This window comes from Streptomyces sp. NPDC088762, from assembly GCF_044750905.1.
Classification (GTDB): Bacteria; Actinomycetota; Actinomycetes; order Streptomycetales; family Streptomycetaceae; genus Streptomyces.
The window spans coordinates 157498-174187 of the sequence record NZ_JBIVKT010000015.1; the positions used below are offsets into that span (position 1 = coordinate 157498).

Consider the following 16690-nt stretch of genomic DNA (forward strand, 5'->3'; position numbering starts at 1 on the left):
GTCAGGCCGTCTCTACGACGAGGCGCTCGACCGCGGCGATGGCCTCGGGGATGGCGGCCGGGTTCTGGCCACCGCCCTGAGCCACGTCCGGCTTGCCGCCACCGCCGCCGCCGAGGGTCTTGGCGGCCGTACGGACCAGGTCGCCGGCCTTGAGGCCGCGCTCGCGGGCCGCCTCGTTGGTGGCGATGACGGTCAGCGGGCGGTCGTTCGCCGTGGTGAACAGGGCCACCACGGCCGGGCGGTCGCCCTGGATGCGGCCGCGGACGTCGAGGACCAGCTTGCGCAGGTCGTCGGCGCCGGTGCCGTCCGGGACGGTGCCCACGACGAGGGCGACCCCGCGGATGTCCTGGGCGTTCTCGGCGAGACCGGCGGCGGCCTGGAGGACCTTCTCCGCGCGGAACTTCTCGATCTCCTTCTCGGCGTCCTTCAGCTTGCCGAGCATGGAGGCGATCTTCTCCGGCAGCTCCTCCGGACGGCCCTTGACCAGCTCCTGGAGCTGGGCGACGACCGTGTGCTCCTTGGCGAGGAAGTTGTACGCGTCCACGCCCACCAGGGCCTCGACGCGGCGCACGCCGGAGCCGATGGAGGACTCGCCGAGCAGCTTCACCAGTCCGAGTTGGCTGGTGTTGCCGACGTGGGTGCCGCCGCACAGCTCCTTGGAGAAGTCGCCGATCGTGACGACGCGCACGCGCTCGCCGTACTTCTCGCCGAACTCGGCGATGGCGCCCTGCTTCTTCGCCTCGTCGATGCTCATGATCTCGGCGGTGACGTCCAGCTCGCGGGCGAGCACGTCGTTGATCTTCTGCTCGACGTCGGTGAGGACCGTGCCGGGGACGGCGTTCGGCGAGCCGAAGTCGAAGCGGAAGCGGCCCGGCGAGTTCTCGGAACCGGCCTGGGCGGCCGTCGGGCCCAGGGCGTCGCGCAGCGCCTGGTGCGTCAGGTGCGTGGCGGAGTGGGCTCGGGCGATGGCCCGGCGCCGGTGGACGTCGATGGCGGCGTACGCGGAGGCGCCCACCGTCACCTCGCCGACCTGGACGGAGCCCTTGTGCACGGAGACACCGGGGACCGGCTGCTGGACGTCGCGGACGACGATGACGGCGCCGGAGTCGAGCTTGATGCGGCCCTGGTCGGCGAGCTGGCCGCCGCCCTCGGCGTAGAAGGGGGTGCGGTCGAGGACGACCTCGACCTCGTCGCCCTCGGAGGCGGCGGGCGCGGAGACGCCGTTGACCAGGAGACCGACGATGGTGGACTCGCCCTGGTTGACGGCGTAGCCGGTGAACTCGGTGGCGCCGGCGCGGTCGGCGATCTCGCGGTACGAGGAGACGTCGGCGTGGCCGGTCTTCTTGGCCTTGGCATCGGCCTTGGCCTGGTCCCGCTGCTGCTGCATGAGCCGCCGGAAGCCGTCCTCGTCCACGGAGAGGCCCTGTTCGGCGGCGATCTCCAGGGTGAGGTCGATCGGGAAGCCCCAGGTGTCGTGGAGCAGGAACGCCTTGTCGCCGGACAGGACCGTGCCGCCGGCGGCCTTGGTCTCGGTCACGGCGGTGTCGAGGATGTTCGTGCCGCCCTTGAGGGCCTTGAGGAAGGCGGCCTCTTCGGCGAGCGCGACGGTCTCGATGCGCTTGCGGTCGGTGACCAGCTCCGGGTACTGCTGCCCCATCGTGTCGATAACGACGTCGACGAGGTCCTGGACGACCGGCCCGGTGGCGCCCATGAGGCGCATGTTGCGGATGGCGCGGCGCATGATGCGGCGCAGCACGTAGCCGCGGCCCTCGTTGCCGGGGGTGACGCCGTCGCCGATGAGCATGACGGAGGTGCGGATGTGGTCGGCGACCACGCGCATGGACACGTCGGTGTCCTTCGCGGCGCCGTACTGCACGCCCGTGAGCTCGGTGGCCTTGTCCATGACCACGCGCAGGGTGTCGGTCTCGTACATGTTCTGCACGCCCTGCAGGATCATGGCGAGGCGCTCGAGGCCGAGACCGGTGTCGATGTTCTTCGACGGCAGGTCGCCGAGGATCGGGAAGTCCTCCTTCCCGTCGCCGGCGCCCCGCTCGTACTGCATGAAGACGAGGTTCCAGATCTCCACGTACCGCTCGTCGTTGACGGCGGGGCCGCCCTCGACGCCGAACTCGGGGCCGCGGTCGTAGTTGATCTCGGAGCAGGGGCCGCAGGGGCCGGGAACGCCCATGGACCAGAAGTTGTCCTTCTTGCCCAGGCGCTGGATGCGCTCGGCGGGGACGCCGATGACGTCGCGCCAGATCGTCTCGGCCTCGTCGTCGTCGAGGTAGACGGTGATCCAGAGCTTCTCCGGCTCCAGGCCGTAGCCGCCGTCCGCCACGGGAGTCGTGAGGAGCTCCCAGGCGTACTTGATGGCGCCTTCCTTGAAGTAGTCGCCGAAGGAGAAGTTGCCGCACATCTGGAAGAACGTGCCGTGGCGGGTGGTCTTGCCGACCTCTTCGATGTCCGGCGTACGGACGCACTTCTGCACGCTGGTGGCGCGGGGGGCCGGGGGCTTGGTCTCGCCGAGGAAGTACGGCTTGAAGGGCACCATGCCCGCGTTGACCAGCAGCAGAGTCGGGTCGTCCGCGATGAGCGACGCCGAAGGGACAACGGCGTGACCGCGCTCCTCGAAGAAGCTCAGCCAGCGGCGGCGGATTTCAGCCGACTCCATCAGTGGTCCTCATTCCGGTTGTACGAGACCGTCGAGCGGTTCGATCGGTGGGTGGTCTTGTCGTGCTGGTCGTGCTCGATGGCCCGCAGCCGCCGCGGCCCGGGAAGGGCAGTGACGTTCGCGGGCCGGTCGGGATCCTGGTGCAGGCCCAGTGCATCGTTCAGCTCGTCCTCGCGCTGCGTCATTCCCGCTTTGACGTCGAGGGCGAAGTCCTTGAGGCGGTGGCCCGCCTCCACGGCCTTGTCGGCGGCCTGGGCGGCGAGGCTCTCCGGCGTCAGCTTCTTCAGCTGCCGGTTGACCTTGGTGGTGGCCCACACGCCTGCGGCGGCGCCTGCGGTGAACCAGAAGGCTCGGCGGAACATCGGTGGTCTCAGCCCTTCTGCTTCCGGCGCCTGGCCGCCGGTACCGTACGGCCGACGATCACGCTGCGCCGGCTCGTCTTCGCGGGCGCCCCGTCGGCCTTGCCCAGCGCTTTGCGGACTCCGTAGCCGAAGGCCGCGACCTTGACCAGCGGTCCCCCGAAGGTGGAGGCCACGGTGGAGGAGAGCGCGGACGCGTTGGAGGTGACCTCCTGGACGTCGCTCGCGATGGCGTCGACCCGGTCGAGCTGGGTGCGCGCGGAGCGGACGGTGGTGGAGGCCTCGGCCAGCAGCGGGACGGCCTGCTCGGTCACGTCGGCCACCAGCTTGGTGGTCGCCCTGAGCACCTGGGCCAGCCTCACCAGCACGACGGCGAGGAAGGAGACCAGGATGGCCCAGAAGACGGCCACGAGGATCCCGGCCACCTCTCCACCGGACACGTCACACCGCTCTCTGTCTGTACTTGGACTGCTCGGACTGCACTGAAGACTCGTCCTCCGACCCTATCGCGCCGGAGATCCCCGGCCGTACCGGAATTCCGGGCCCGTTGCGATCGCTTTGTACGCAGCGCTCGCGGACCAGTACCCTCCGTGTCCCATGCGACAGAGACCGCCTCGATCCACCGACCGCGGCAATCTTCCCTCGGAGCCGGGCCGCTTCGTCGGGCGGGGTGCCGAACTGGCCGGGCTGGGGCGCCTGCTGGAGGCCTCCCGCCTGGTCACGGTGACCGGCGTGGGCGGGGTGGGCAAGTCCCGGCTGGTGCTCGCGGCGGCCCGGTCGGCCGCGGAGGGGGCGCAGGAACGCTACTGCGACGGGGTGTGGCTGGCCGAGCTGGCGACCGTACGCGATCCGGCGCTGCTGGAGCTGGCGCTCGCGGAGGCGTTCGGGCTGACCGACCACACCACCCGGCCGCCGCGGACGGTGCTCGCGGAGCACCTGGCGGAGCGGCGGCTGCTCCTGGTCCTGGACGGCTTCGAGCAGCTGGTCGACGAGGCCGCCGCTCTGGTACGGGACCTGCTGCGCCGCTCCCCCGGCCTGCGGGTGCTCGCCGCGGGCCGGCGCCCGCTGGCGCTGGACGGGGAGCTGGCCTTCCCGCTGGCCCCGCCGGTCCCGGAGGAGGCGCTGGCCCTCCTGACGGCCCGGGCGGCCGCCGCCGACCCGTCCTTCGCCGTGACGGACGCGAACCGGGCGGCTCTGGTCGAGCTGTGCGCCCGCCTCGACGGGATCCCGCTGGCGCTGGAGCTGGCGGCGGGGCGGCTGCGGGCGCTGTCCCCCGATCAGGTGCTGGCCCGGCTGGAGGACCGCTTCGCGCTGCTCACGGGCGGGGCGCGCGGGGTGCTGCCCCGGCACCGGACGCTGCGCACGGCGATCGGCTGGAGCCACGAGCTGTGCACGGCGCAGGAGCGGCTGCTGTGGGCGCGGCTGTCGGTGTTCGCCGGGCCGTTCGACCTCGACGCCGCCGAGTACGTGTGCGCGGGTGCCGGTCTGCCGGTGGCGGAGGTGCTGGACCTGGTCGGGCAGCTGCTGGAGCAGTCGCTGCTGGTCAGGGAGGAGACGGCGACCGGGGTGCGCTACCGGATGCTGGAGACCGTACGGGTGTACGGGGCGGGGTGGCTGGAGTCGACGGGCGACGCGGAGCGGCTGCGGCGGCGCCACCGGGACTGGTACGTGGGCCTGGCGACGTGGTGCGAGCTGGAGTGGTTCGGCCCGCGGCAGGAGGAGGTCGCCGCGCTGGTGGAGGCGGAGCTCCCCAATCTGCGGCTCGCCCTGGAGTGCTGCCTGGACGAACCCTCCGAGGTCCACCTGGGCCGGTACCTCGCGGGCACGCTGTGGTTCTGCTGGGCGGGCTGCGGCCGGCTCACCGAGGGCCGCCACTGGCTGGACCGAGCCCTGGAGGCACCGGACGAGGGGGCGGCCGGGTACGAGGATTCACGGCTGAAGGCGCTGTGGGTGCTGGGTTACGTCGCCGCCCTCCAGGGTGACGCGGTGGCCTCGATGCGGGCCCTGCACGAGTGCCGGGACGGGGCGGCCGAGAGCGGGAACCGGGTGGCGGCGGCCTACGCCGTGCACCGGCTGGGCTGCCTGGCCCTGGTCTCGGACGACATGGCGCGGGCCGGGGAGCTGCTGGGCTCGGCGCTCCGGCGCTACCGGGAGGCCGGGGAGCTGAACAGCAACGTGCTGATGTGCCAGGTGGAGCTGGCGATGGCGAGGGCGTTCCAGGGCGAGCCGGCGGCCGCGCGCACGCTGTGCGAGGAGGTCCGGGAGATCTGCGAGGAGCGCGGGGAACGCTGGACGAAGGCCTACGCGCTGTACGTCCTCGCGTACGGAGAACTGGACGCCGGGGACACGCGGGGCGCGCGGCGGCTGCTGACGGAGTGCGTGGCGATCAACCACGCCTTCCACGATCTGGTCGGGCTGGTGCTGGCGCTGGAGCTGCTCGCGCTGGTCACGGTCGCGGAGGGTGATCCGGCCGAGGCGGCGGTGCTCCAGGGCGCGGCCGAGGCGATGTGGGGCGGGGTGGGGCTCCGGCTGTTCGGCTCGGGGTACTTCAACGCGCCGCGGCTGATGTGTCTGGAGCGGGCGGGCGAGCTGCTGGGCGCGGAGCGGTACGCGGCGTACGCGGCCGAGGGGCGGCGGCTGAGCCGGGAGGCGCTGGTGGTGCGCGCGCAGCACGGCCCGGCTGCGGCGCCGCGGGCTGCGGGGCGGGGCGGCCCGCGCGGCGCGCGGGCGACGCGCAGCACGGCGGCGGACCAGCCGGATCCCGCGTAGCCGGTCGCCCGCGGGCCCCGGCCCACGGAACGCGGAAACCCGCCGCCCCCCGAAGGGGACGGCGGGTTTCCACCAGCCTGTGAGGGCTACGCCTGCATCAGCGGGCGTAGTACTCGACGACGAGCTGCTCGTCGCAGATGACCGGGATTTCCTTGCGGTTCGGGTCACGGTCCAGGCGGAAGGCCAGGGCCTTCAGGTTGACCTGCAGGTAGCGCGGGGTCTCGCCCTCGCCTGCGTAGCCACCCTCACGGGCAACCTGGAACGGAACCTTCTCGCGGCTGCGCTCGCGCACGGTCACGACGTCGTCCGGACGGACACGGAACGACGGCTTGTCGACCTTGCCACCGTTGACCTCGATGTGGCCGTGAACGACCATCTGGCGGGCCTGGTAGATGGTGCGGGCGATGCCCGAACGCAGGACCAGGGCGTCGAGGCGACGCTCGAGCTCGACGACCAGCGCCTCGCCCGTCTTGCCCTCGGCCTTCTTGGCGCGGTCGTACGCGCGGGCCATCTGACGCTCAGAGATGTCGTACTGAGCGCGCAGACGCTGCTTCTCGAGCAGACGAACCTTGTAGTCCGAGTTCTGCTTGCGGCCACGGCCGTGCTCGCCCGGCGGGTAGGGGCGGGCCTCGAAGTACTTGACGGCCTTCGGGGTCAGCGCAATGCCGAGGGCACGCGACTTCTTGACCTTGGGTCGCTTCTGGTTCACGTGGAACCTACCTCCATGTAAGTTAGGTGAGGCTTACCTTATCGAGGAGGACGTAATGTCTCGACCACATGGGATCCCCCTGCCCAGTGCGCACCGAAGTTCGGGTTCCAACGAAACGGAATCCGCTTTCGGCGACGATAAGCAAGGTCAGCCGCGTCCCAGGGAAGGCGTTCGGCAGCTCACCGGAGCCGAACGCGTACGAACCCTCGTAGAGTCCAACGCCTCAGTATCCCTCACGCTGCCGGGTGCTTTCGACCAGCTGTGGTCTCGTGACCGCGGAGAACTCGGGACAGGAATGCCGGCCGCACGGACCGTCACCCCGGACGGGGACGTGATTCTCCTGGTGTCAGGGGAATCCGCAGCTGCCAGGGCAGCCGCTCACGCCCAGGACGACGACCTCACCGCCGTGATCGAGATCACGGATGTGGCGCCGGTGTCCGTGCCCCATCGTATCCGAGGCCGTGCGTGGCTGTCCGGGTGGCTGACGCCGGTGAGCCGGGACGACCGCGCGGCCTGCGCCGCCCTGCTGGCGGAGCGCCGGCCGGTGGCCGAACTGCTGGGTCTGGCCGAGGGCCGCTGGACGCTGCTGCGCCTGGAGGTCGGCGAGATCTCGGTCGACGACCTGTGGGGCGCGGAGCACGTGGACCCCGAGGAGCTGGCCGCGGCCGAGCCGGACCCGATGGTCGCGCACGAGACGGAGCTCCTGCAGCACCTGTACGCAGCCCACGGCGACCGCATCGGCGAGCTGTGCGGGCTGCTCGGCCCCCGCGAGGCCGACGGCCTCGGGGCCGTCCCGCTCGCGCTGGACCGGCTGGGCCTGCGCGTCCGCTTCAGCGGCGGCGTGGCCGGCTCCTTCGACGCCCGCTTCGACTTTCCGGAGCCGGTGGCGGACATCTGCGGTCTGCGCCGCGCGATGCACACGCTGTTCACAGCGGCGGGCCACTAGGCAGATCCAGCCTCGCCGGCGTTTGAGGCGCGGGGTCTGGGGCGGAGCCCCAGGAGCCCGGGCGCAGCCCGGGGGCGCTTGCGCGGCGGCGCCGCAGGTCAGGACCCGGCACCCCGCAGCCGCTCGCGGACCTTCTCCACGACGTCCGCGTAGCGCGCCTCCGCGCCATACCGCGTCGGCTCGTAGTACCGCTTGCCGTGGACCTCGTCCGGCGCGTACTGCTGCGCCGCGATCGCCCCGGGCACGTCGTGCGGGTAGACGTAGCCCACCGCGTGCCCCAGCTTGGCCGCCCCCTTGTAGTGCCCGTCCCGCAGGTGCGCCGGCACGGACCCCGCCAGCCCCGCCCGGACGTCGGCCAGTGCGGCGCCGATCGCGGTCGTGGCGGTGTTCGACTTCGGAGCCAGCGCCAGCGCGATGGTGACGTGCGAGAGCGTCAGCGCCGCCTCCGGGAAGCCGATCATCGCCACCGCCTGGGCTGCGGCCACCGCGAGCGGCAGGGCCGTGGGGTCCGCCAGGCCGATGTCCTCGCTCGCCGAGATCATCAGGCGCCGCGCGATGAAGCGGGGGTCCTCCCCCGCCTCGATCATCCGGGCCAGGTAGTGCAGCGCCGCGTCCACGTCCGAGCCCCTGATCGACTTGATCAGCGCGCTCGCCACGTCGTAGTGCTGGTCGCCGTCCCGGTCGTACTTGACCGCCGCCCGGTCGACCGCCTCCTCCACCGTCTGGAGGGTGATCTCGGACTCGCCCTTGGCGATCGCCGAACCGGCACCGGCCTCCAGCGCCGTCAGCGCCCGCCGCGCGTCGCCGCCGGCGATCCGCAGCAGGTGCGCCTCCGCGTCCGCCGGCAGGGTCACCGCCCCGCCGAGGCCGCGCTCCTCTGCCAGCGCCCGGCGCATCAGCGCGCTCAGGTCCTCGTCGGTCAGCGGCTCCAGCGTCAGCAGCAGGGAACGCGACAGCAGCGGGGAGATGACCGAGAAGTACGGGTTCTCCGTGGTCGCCGCGATCAGCGTGACCCAGCGGTTCTCGACGGCCGGGAGCAGCGAGTCCTGCTGCGCCTTGCTGAAGCGGTGGATCTCGTCGAGGAAGAGGACGGTCTCCTTGCCGTAGCCGCCGGCCGCGCGCTTGGCGCCCTCGATGACCGCCCGTACCTCTTTGACCCCCGCCGTGATGGCCGACAGCTCCACGAACCGCTTCTGCGTGGCCTGGCTGACCACGTAGGCGAGGGTGGTCTTGCCGGTGCCCGGCGGCCCCCAGAGGATCACCGACGAGGCGCCGGCCGGTCCCCCGGCCGCCTCCTCCACCAGACGCCGCAGCGGCGAACCCGGCTTCAGCAGGTGCTGCTGTCCGACCACCTCGTCCAGGGTGCGCGGGCGCATCCGGACGGCGAGCGGGGAGCTCGCGGGGTCCTTCTCCCTGCGGTCTTCGGCAGCTGCGGTGAACAGGTCTGGTTCCACATGGGAAGCCTATGCGAGCCCACCGACAGTCCCGCCGCCCCTACGAGGTCCAGAAGTCCCACCAGCGGGTCAGGATCAGCATCCCGATGATCCCGATGTGCAGCACCGGCAGCACCCAGGTGAACTCGTCGAGGAAGCCCTTGAGCCACCCGGGCGCGGGAAGCAGGCCCTGCCGCACGTTGTGCGAGGTGACGTACCAGAACATGAGGATCGTGGCGACCCAGGCCAGGCAGCACCACAGGCACAGCGAGTTGATGTTGTACAGGGACTGGTACATCAGCCAGGCGCAGAAGACGACGCCGAAGAGGGTGCCCGCGTTGAAGGTGAGCCAGTACCAGCGGCGGAACCGGGCGCCGGCCAGCAGGCTCATGCCGACGCAGATCACGATCCCGTAGGCGACGAGCCCCAGCATGGGGTTGGGGAAGCCGAAGGCGGCCGCCTGGTCGCTCTTCATGATGTTGCCGCAGGAGACGACCGGGTTCAGGCTGCAGCCCGGAACGAAGTTCGGGTCCTCCAGCAGCTTGAACTTGTCGAGCGTGATCACCCAGGCGGCGAGGAGTCCCGCCGCCCCCGTGATCACCAGCAGCAGGGCCAGCGCCCGGCTGCCCCCGATCGTCCTCGGGGCGGTGTCCGCGTCCGTGTCTCGTGTCGTCATCCCGCCCGCTCCACATCTGCAAGGTCATCAAGCACGGGCCATTGTGCCGTACCCGGCTGTGTGGCCACCGTTCGACGGAGACGGAGACGAGGAAGGGGCGGGGGAGCCGACGCTCCCCCGCCCCTCACCTGCCGCAGCCTCAGGCCAGGCGGTCCCGGACGGCGGCGACCAGGTCCGCGACGGGCACGGCCGTCTGCTCCCCGGACTCCATGTCCTTCAGCTGTACGACGCCCTCGGCGAGGTCGCGCTCACCGGCGACCACCGTGAACCGCGCGCCCGAGCGGTTGGCGTCCTTCATCGCACCCTTGAGGCCCTTGCCCCCGTACGAGAAGTCCGCCGCGACCCCGGCCTTGCGCAGCTCGGTGACCGCACCGAAGAGCAGGCGCCGCGCCTCGGCGCCGATCGCCACGGCGAAGACCTCGGTCGTGGCGGGGATGTCCAGCTCGACGCCCTCGGCCTCGAGGGCCAGGACCGTACGGTCGACGCCCAGCGCCCAGCCGACCGACGGCAGCGCCGGTCCGCCGATCATCTCGGACAGGCCGTCGTAGCGACCGCCGCCGCCCACCGCGGACTGCGAGCCCAGACCGTCGTGGACGAACTCGAAGGTGGTGCGGGTGTAGTAGTCCAGGCCGCGCACCAGCTTCTCGTCGTCCTCGAAGGCCACGCCGGCGGCCGTGATCAGCTCGCGGACCTCCTCGTGGTACGCCTTGCACGCGTCGCACAGGTAGTCGCGCAGCATGGGCGCGCCGACCAGCTGCTTCTGTACGTCGGCCCGCTTGTCGTCGAGGACGCGCAGCGGGTTGATCTCGGCCCGGCGGACGGTCTCCTCGTCCAGGTCCAGACCGCGCAGGAAGGACTGCAGCGCCTCCCGGTACACGGGACGGCACTCCTTGTCGCCCAGCGAGTTCAGCAGGATCCGGAAGTTGCGCAGCCCGAGTGCCCGGTAGGCCTGGTCAGCGAGGATGATGAGCTCGGCGTCCAGCGCCGGGTCCTCGGCGCCGATGGCCTCGGCGCCGACCTGCGAGAAGTGGCGGTAGCGGCCCTTCTGCGGGCGCTCGTAGCGGTAGTACGAGCCGGAGTACCAGAGCTTGACCGGCAGGCCGCCGGCCTTGTGGAGGTTGGCCTCCAGCGCCGCGCGCAGCACGGAGGCGGTGCCCTCGGGGCGCAGCGCGAGGTTCGCGCCGCCCTTGGTCGTGAGGGTGTACATCTCCTTGGTCACGATGTCGGTGGACTCGCCGACGCCGCGGGCGAAGAGGTCGACGTCCTCAAAACCGGGCGTCTCGACGTATCCGTAACCGGACGTGCGCAGCGGGCCGGAGATCGCCTCACGGACCGCCAGGTACTTGGCCGAGTACGGCGGGATCAGGTCGTACGTGCCCTTGGGGGCCTTGAAGGTGCTCACGAAACTCTCGTCACATTCCTCGTCGTGGAGCGGCGGTGCCGTCTGCCAGGCCGGCGGCGACTTCCCGCAGGTACGGGTTGGTCGCACGCTCGCGGCCGATGGTGGTCTGGGGGCCGTGGCCGGACAGCACCACGGTCGAGTCGTCGAGCGGCAGGCACACGCGGGCCAGCGATTCGAGGATCTCGGCGTGGGAGCCGCCGGGCAGGTCGGTGCGTCCGATGGAGCCGGCGAAGAGCAGGTCGCCCGAGAAGAAGACCGGCGGGACGTCGGCCAGCTCGGGCATCCTGAAGGTCACCGACCCCTTGGTATGCCCCGGCGCGTGCGCCACGGAGAAGTCCATTCCGGCCAGCTTCAGCGCGGCGCCGTCGGTCAGCTCGCGGACGTCGTCCGGTTCGCCCACGGTGAGCTCGCCCATGAGCGGCATCCCGATGGAGCGGCCCAGCGCCTTCTCGGGGTCGCTCATCATGTAGCGGTCCTCGGGGTGGATCCAGGCCGGTACGTCGTGTGCTCCGCACACCGGGACCACCGAGGCCACATGATCGAGGTGGCCGTGGGTCAGGACGACCGCGACGGGCTTGAGCCGATGCTTCTTCAGCGTCTCCTCGACGCCCTGGGCGGCCTGGTGGCCCGGGTCGATGATGACGCACTCCTCGCCGGCGGCGGGGGCGACCACGTAACAGTTGGTACCCCAAGCCCCTGCGGGGAACCCGGCAATCAGCACGTTCGTCCTCAATCGTCGTCCGGCGGGAGGCTGCAGATCGGAATGCTGCTGCTCAGAGCCTACCGGCGCCGCTCATCACACAGCGAACCCATATACGGTACGGCCTATCCCAGCCCGGACAGCGATACCAGAGACGCACAAGGAGACGACCCGGTGGTCACGAGCGATCAGCGACGGCGACAGCTCGCCAGGGAGAAGTACGAGCGGCAGCAGAAGCGCCGCGAGGAGGCCCGGCGCAAGGCCCGCCGGCGCATGGCGGTGATCGGCGCGGCGGTGGCCGTGGTCGTCGCCACGCTGGTCGGCCTCATCGTGGGCGGCGTCTTCGACAAGGACAAGAAGGACCAAGCGGCGGATCCGGCCGCGAACCCGTCGGCCTCGCCCACGCCCAAGCAGTCCCCGTCGCCGGAGATGGCCATCGACCAGAAGGCGAAGTACACCTTCGCCCTGAAGACCAGCGCGGGCGACATCAGCTTCGCGATGGACGCGGCGAAGACCCCGCAGACGGTGAACTCGTTCAAGTCGCTCGCCGACAAGGGGTACTTCGACAACACGAAGTGCCACCGCCTGACGACCGGCGGGATCTACGTCCTCCAGTGCGGCGACCCCCAGGGCACCGGCATGGGCGGCCCGGGCTACACCATCCCGGACGAGAACCTGGACTCGCTGGGCAAGGCGAACGAGCAGGGGCAGGTGGTCTACCCGGCGGGCACGGTGGCGATGGCCAACACCGGCCAGCCGGGCTCGGGCGGCAGCCAGTTCTTCCTCGTCTACAAGGACAGCCCGCTGGCGCCCTCGTACACGCCGTTCGGCAAGATCGACGCGGCCGGCCTCAAGGTCCTCGAGGACGTGGCCAAGGCCGGGACGGCCGACGGCGGCCAGGACGGGGCCCCGAAGACCGAGGTCAAGATCGAGAAGGGCACCGTCACGCAGAACTGACGGGAAGGGCGGCGGCCCCCGGGCCGGGCCGGACACGCGCCCGTGCGCCGATATTCCGTCGTGCGGGATGCGGACAGCCGGCCCGGCGGTCGCCTATGTTGGCGTTGTGCAGGGCGGGCGCTGCCCGCCCCAGGAAACTGTGGACGATGCCCAGGGGGTGAACCCCTCGCAAGGCATCAGGTGGAGGAGGCGCTGTGAGCAGCGACCCGTGGGGCCGAGTCGACGAGACGGGCACCGTGTACGTGCGTACTGCCGATGGCGAGAAGGTCGTCGGCTCGTGGCAGGCGGGCACCCCTGAGGAGGCCCTGGCCTATTTCGAGCGCAAGTACGAGGGCCTGGTGGTCGAGATCGGACTCCTCGAAAAGCGGGTGCGGACCACTGATCTGTCCGCCAAGGACGCGCAGACGGCCATCGACCACCTGCGCACGCAGGTGGACGAGCACCATGCCGTGGGCGACCTCGACGCCCTGCGCGTACGGCTGGACAAGCTGGTCCAGACCGTGGAGTCGCGGCGCGAGGAGCGCAAGGTCCAGAAGGCCAAGCAGACGGACGAGGCCCGTGCGGCCAAGGACGCGCTGGTCACCGAGGCCGAGCAGCTGGCGCAGAGCGACCAGTGGCGCAGCGCCGGCGAGCGGCTGCGCGCGCTGGTGGACATCTGGAAGGGTCTGCCGCGGCTGGACCGCAAGTCGGACGACGAGCTGTGGCACCGCTTCTCGCACGCCCGCTCGGCCTTCTCCAAGCGCCGCAAGGCGCACTTCGCCTCGCTGGACGCGCAGCGCGAGGACGCCCGCAAGGTGAAGGAGAAGCTGGTCGCGGAGGCCGAGTCGCTGTCGAAGTCGACCGACTGGGGTCCGACGGCCGCCCGCTACCGCGAGCTGATGGCGGACTGGAAGGCGGCGGGGCGGGCGCAGCGCGAGGCAGAGGACGACCTGTGGAACCGTTTCCGCGGTGCGCAGGACGTGTTCTTCGCGGCCCGCAGCGAGGTCTTCGCGGAGCGCGACGCCGAGCAGGTGGAGAACCTGAAGCTGAAGGAGGACCTGGCCGAGGAGGCCGAGAAGCTCGTCCCGATCACGGACCTGAAGGCGGCCCGTGCCGCGTTCCGCTCCATCAACGAACGGTGGGAGGCCATCGGTCACGTGCCGCGGGACGCCCGGCCGAAGGTCGAGGGCCGGATGCACGCGGTGGAGCGGGCGATCCAGGAGGCCGAGGAGGGCGAGTGGCGCCGTACGAACCCGGAGGCGCGGGCCCGTGCGGCCGGTCTGACGGGCCAGCTCCAGGCGGCGGTCGACAAGCTGCGCGAGCAGATCGACGCGGCGCGCGCGGCGGGCAACAACGCGAAGGCCGACAAGCTGGCGCGTGAGCTGGAGGGCCGCCAGGCCCTGCTGGACCAGGCGCTGAAGGGCCTGGAGGAGTTCGGCGGCTGAAACCGCCCGGCTCCCCGGTACGCGGGAGGGCCCCGGTACGGATTTCCGTACCGGGGCCCTCCCGCGTCTGCGGCTGGTGGCTGCGGCTACGGCCTGCGGGCCGAGGTGACGCGGTAGACGTCGTAGACGCCCTCCACGCCGCGCACGGCCTTCAGGACGTGCCCCAGGTGCTTGGGGTCGCCCATTTCGAAGGTGAAGCGGGAGGTGGCCACCCTGTCGCGGGACGTCTGCACGGCCGCCGAGAGGATGTTGACGTGCTGGTCCGACAGGACCCGGGTCACGTCCGACAGCAGCCGGGACCGGTCCAGGGCCTCGACCTGGATGGCGACGAGGAACACCGAGGACTGGGTGGGGGCCCACTCGACCTCCAGTATCCGTTCGGGCTGCTGGGACAGGGAGTCCACGTTGACGCAGTCCGCGCGGTGAACCGATACGCCGCTGCCCCGCGTGACGAATCCGATGATCGGGTCGCCCGGTACCGGCGTGCAGCAGCGGGCCAGCTTGACCCACACGTCGTCGACGCCCTTGACGACCACGCCCGGGTCGGCGTTGGCGCGCCGCTTGCTGCGGGCGCGGGCCGGCGGAATGCTCTCCTCGATGTCCTCGTTGGCCGCGTCCTCGCCGCCGAGGGCCTGCACCAGCTTCTGTACGACGCCCTGCGCGGCCACGTGGCCCTCGCCGATCGCCGCGTACAGGGAGGAGATGTCGGGGTAGCGCATCTCGTGCGCGAGCGTGACGAGCGAGTCGCCGGTGAGGATGCGCTGGATCGGCAGGTTCTGCTTGCGCATGGCCCGCGCGATGGCGTCCTTGCCGTGCTCGATGGCCTCGTCGCGGCGCTCCTTGGAGAACCAGGCGCGGATCTTGTTGCGGGCCCGCGGGGACTTGACGAAGCCGAGCCAGTCGCGGGAGGGGCCGGCGCCCTCGGCCTTGGAGGTGAAGACCTCGACCAGGTCACCGTTGTCGAGCGTGGATTCCAGCGGGACGAGGCGGCCGTTGACCCTGGCCCCTATGGTCCGGTGGCCGACCTCGGTGTGGACGGCGTACGCGAAGTCGACGGGGGTGGCGCCGGCGGGCAGCGCTATGACGTCGCCCTTGGGCGTGAAGACGAAGACCTCGTTGCGGGAGAGGTCGAAGCGCAGCGAGTCGAGGAACTCGCCCGGGTCCTCGGTCTCCTTCTGCCAGTCCAGCAGCTGGCGCAGCCAGGCCATGTCGTTGACGGTGTCCTGGCCAGCGCTGCCCTTGGCGGCCTGCGGCACGTCGGTGCGGACCTTCGAAGTGCCGGCGACGGTCTGCTGCTTGTACTTCCAGTGCGCCGCGATGCCGTACTCGGCGCGGCGGTGCATGTCGAAGGTGCGGATCTGCAGCTCGACGGGCTTGCCGCTGGGTCCGATGACCGTCGTGTGGAGCGACTGGTACATGTTGAACTTGGGCATCGCGATGTAGTCCTTGAACCGGCCGGGGACCGGGTTCCATCGCGCGTGCACGGTGCCGAGGGCGGCGTAGCAGTCCCTTACGGTGTCGACCAGGACGCGGATGCCCACCAGGTCGTAGATCTCCGCGAAGTCACGGCCGCGGACGATCATCTTCTGGTAGACGCTGTAGTAGTGCTTGGGTCTGCCGGTGACGGTGGCCTTGATCCGGGCGGCCCGGAGGTCGACCATCACCTCGTCGGTGACGACGGCGAGGTACTCGTCGCGCTTGGGCGCCCGCTCGGCGACCAGGCGGACGATCTCGTCGTACATCTTCGGGTAGAGGATCGCGAAGGCGAGGTCTTCGAGCTCCCACTTGATCGTGTTCATGCCCAGGCGGTGGGCCAGAGGCGCGTAGATCTCGAGGGTCTCGCGAGCCTTCTTCTCCTGCTTCTCCCGCTTGAGGTAGCGCATGGTGCGCATGTTGTGCAGGCGGTCGGCGAGCTTGATGACCAGGACGCGCGGGTCCTTGGCCATGGCCACGACCATCTTGCGCACGGTCTCGGCCTGGGCTGCCTCGCCGAACTTGACGCGGTCGAGCTTGGTGACGCCGTCGACGAGGAGGGCCACCGCGTCGCCGAAGTCGCGGCGCAGGTCTTCCAGCCCGTACTCGGTGTCCTCGACGGTGTCGTGCAGCAGACCGGCCATCAGGGTGGCGGGGTCCATGCCGAGCTCGGCGAGGATGGTGGTCACCGCGAGCGGGTGGGTGATGTACGGGTCGCCGCTCTTGCGCTTCTGGCCGCGGTGCCAGCGCTCGGCGACCTGGTAGGCCTGCTCCAGCTGGCGCAGCGTCGCCGTCTCGATCTTGGGGTCGTTGCTGCGGACTATGCGCAGCAGGGGCTCCAGTACCGGGTTGTACGGATTGGAGCGCTGTACGCCGAGACGGGCGAGACGGGCGCGCACCCGGTTGGAGGACCCGGCCGATTTCGCCGGCACGGGCTTGACCGGCGGGGCGGGCGGGGGCGTGCCGGCGGGCGTCGCGGCCTGCTCGGCCTGCGGGTCGGGCTGCGCGGCGGAGAGTGGCTGGACCTCGTCTGGCAAGAGCGCTCCTCTGGGGGTCCCCCCGGACGACGTGTGGGGGAGGATCCGGTGCCCGTGTCCGGTCCGGATAACCCATGGTAGCGAGCCTTCCGCTCCCTCGTTCGCCGAGCCTCCTTCCCCGTGCGGATCCGCTG

Annotated in this window: 13 protein-coding genes; 4 read left to right on the forward strand and 9 right to left on the reverse strand. The window is 71.1% G+C overall.

The genetic code is table 11. The features are described from left to right. Position 1 precedes the first annotated feature (1 nt). From alaS to ACIP5M_RS28415, 3 genes are read right to left on the reverse strand one after another with little or no spacing between them, the layout of a single operon-like run. Positions 2–2671 (reverse strand): alanine--tRNA ligase, encoded by a 2670-nt coding sequence (gene alaS, locus ACIP5M_RS28405; protein WP_401201993.1) that lies wholly within the window; start codon positions 2669–2671, stop codon positions 2–4. After that, positions 2671–3033, reverse strand: coding sequence for a DUF6167 family protein (locus ACIP5M_RS28410; protein ID WP_401201995.1), 363 nt, complete (start codon positions 3031–3033; stop codon positions 2671–2673). The genes alaS and ACIP5M_RS28410 overlap by 1 nt, the downstream gene beginning before the upstream one ends. Positions 3034–3041: 8 nt before the next feature. Beyond that, a complete protein-coding gene (locus ACIP5M_RS28415) occupies positions 3042–3470 on the reverse strand; it encodes a DUF948 domain-containing protein (protein WP_401201997.1) in 429 nt (142 codons plus the stop codon). Between the two features lie 157 nt (positions 3471–3627). Here ACIP5M_RS28415 and ACIP5M_RS28420 point away from each other — a divergent pair, with 157 nt between their 5' ends. Beyond that, positions 3628–5799: an ATP-binding protein gene (locus ACIP5M_RS28420; RefSeq protein ID WP_401201999.1), complete on the forward strand. Its 2172-nt coding sequence runs from the start codon at positions 3628–3630 to the stop codon at positions 5797–5799. 97 nt (positions 5800–5896) lie between these two features. Here the strand turns inward: ACIP5M_RS28420 and rpsD are convergent, their stop codons facing one another. Beyond that, complete coding sequence (rpsD, locus tag ACIP5M_RS28425) at positions 5897–6508, reverse strand: 30S ribosomal protein S4 (RefSeq protein WP_150520470.1); 612 nt, start codon at positions 6506–6508, stop codon at positions 5897–5899. 295 nt (positions 6509–6803) lie between these two features. Here rpsD and ACIP5M_RS28430 point away from each other — a divergent pair, with 295 nt between their 5' ends. After that, positions 6804–7454 (forward strand): DUF2470 domain-containing protein, encoded by a 651-nt coding sequence (locus ACIP5M_RS28430; protein WP_401202001.1) that lies wholly within the window; start codon positions 6804–6806, stop codon positions 7452–7454. A 98-nt stretch (positions 7455–7552) separates the two neighbouring features. Here ACIP5M_RS28430 and ACIP5M_RS28435 read toward each other — a convergent pair whose 3' ends face one another. The 4 genes from ACIP5M_RS28435 to ACIP5M_RS28450 all read right to left on the reverse strand — a co-directional run bounded on the left by ACIP5M_RS28435 (position 7553) and on the right by ACIP5M_RS28450 (position 11686). Then, the gene (locus tag ACIP5M_RS28435) at positions 7553–8908 is read right to left on the reverse strand and encodes a replication-associated recombination protein A (protein ID WP_401202003.1); all 1356 of its coding nucleotides are present in this window, start codon (positions 8906–8908) and stop codon (positions 7553–7555) included. Positions 8909–8948: 40 nt separating this feature from the next. Continuing rightward, a complete protein-coding gene (locus ACIP5M_RS28440; protein ID WP_401202005.1) occupies positions 8949–9563 on the reverse strand; it encodes a vitamin K epoxide reductase family protein in 615 nt (204 codons plus the stop codon). A 139-nt stretch (positions 9564–9702) separates the two neighbouring features. Next, positions 9703–10965 carry a histidine--tRNA ligase gene (gene hisS, locus ACIP5M_RS28445; RefSeq protein ID WP_401202006.1) on the reverse strand — a complete coding sequence of 421 codons (1263 nt, stop codon included), beginning with the start codon at positions 10963–10965 and terminating at the stop codon, positions 9703–9705. A 10-nt stretch (positions 10966–10975) separates the two neighbouring features. Beyond that, the gene (locus ACIP5M_RS28450; RefSeq protein ID WP_401202008.1) at positions 10976–11686 is read right to left on the reverse strand and encodes an MBL fold metallo-hydrolase; all 711 of its coding nucleotides are present in this window, start codon (positions 11684–11686) and stop codon (positions 10976–10978) included. Positions 11687–11839: 153 nt separating this feature from the next. Here ACIP5M_RS28450 and ACIP5M_RS28455 point away from each other — a divergent pair, with 153 nt between their 5' ends. Next, the gene (locus tag ACIP5M_RS28455) at positions 11840–12622 is read left to right on the forward strand and encodes a peptidylprolyl isomerase (RefSeq protein ID WP_401202010.1); all 783 of its coding nucleotides are present in this window, start codon (positions 11840–11842) and stop codon (positions 12620–12622) included. A 194-nt stretch (positions 12623–12816) separates the two neighbouring features. Next, complete coding sequence (locus ACIP5M_RS28460) at positions 12817–14046, forward strand: DUF349 domain-containing protein (RefSeq protein WP_401202012.1); 1230 nt, start codon at positions 12817–12819, stop codon at positions 14044–14046. A gap of 86 nt (positions 14047–14132) precedes the next feature. On the opposite strand, the gene ACIP5M_RS28465 is transcribed toward ACIP5M_RS28460, so the two are convergent. After that, positions 14133–16556 (reverse strand): RelA/SpoT family protein, encoded by a 2424-nt coding sequence (locus tag ACIP5M_RS28465; RefSeq protein ID WP_401202013.1) that lies wholly within the window; start codon positions 16554–16556, stop codon positions 14133–14135. Between the last annotated feature and the right edge of the window lie 134 nt (positions 16557–16690).

Coding starts and splice junctions, on each gene's coding strand:
- ACIP5M_RS28440 (WP_401202005.1), bottom strand. CDS start 9,563: ATGACGACACGAGACACGGACGCGGACACCGCCCCGAGGACGATCGGG.
- ACIP5M_RS28420 (WP_401201999.1), top strand. CDS start 3,628: ATGCGACAGAGACCGCCTCGATCCACCGACCGCGGCAATCTTCCCTCG.
- ACIP5M_RS28410 (WP_401201995.1), bottom strand. CDS start 3,033: ATGTTCCGCCGAGCCTTCTGGTTCACCGCAGGCGCCGCCGCAGGCGTG.
- alaS (WP_401201993.1), bottom strand. CDS start 2,671: ATGGAGTCGGCTGAAATCCGCCGCCGCTGGCTGAGCTTCTTCGAGGAG.
- ACIP5M_RS28430 (WP_401202001.1), top strand. CDS start 6,804: ATGCCGGCCGCACGGACCGTCACCCCGGACGGGGACGTGATTCTCCTG.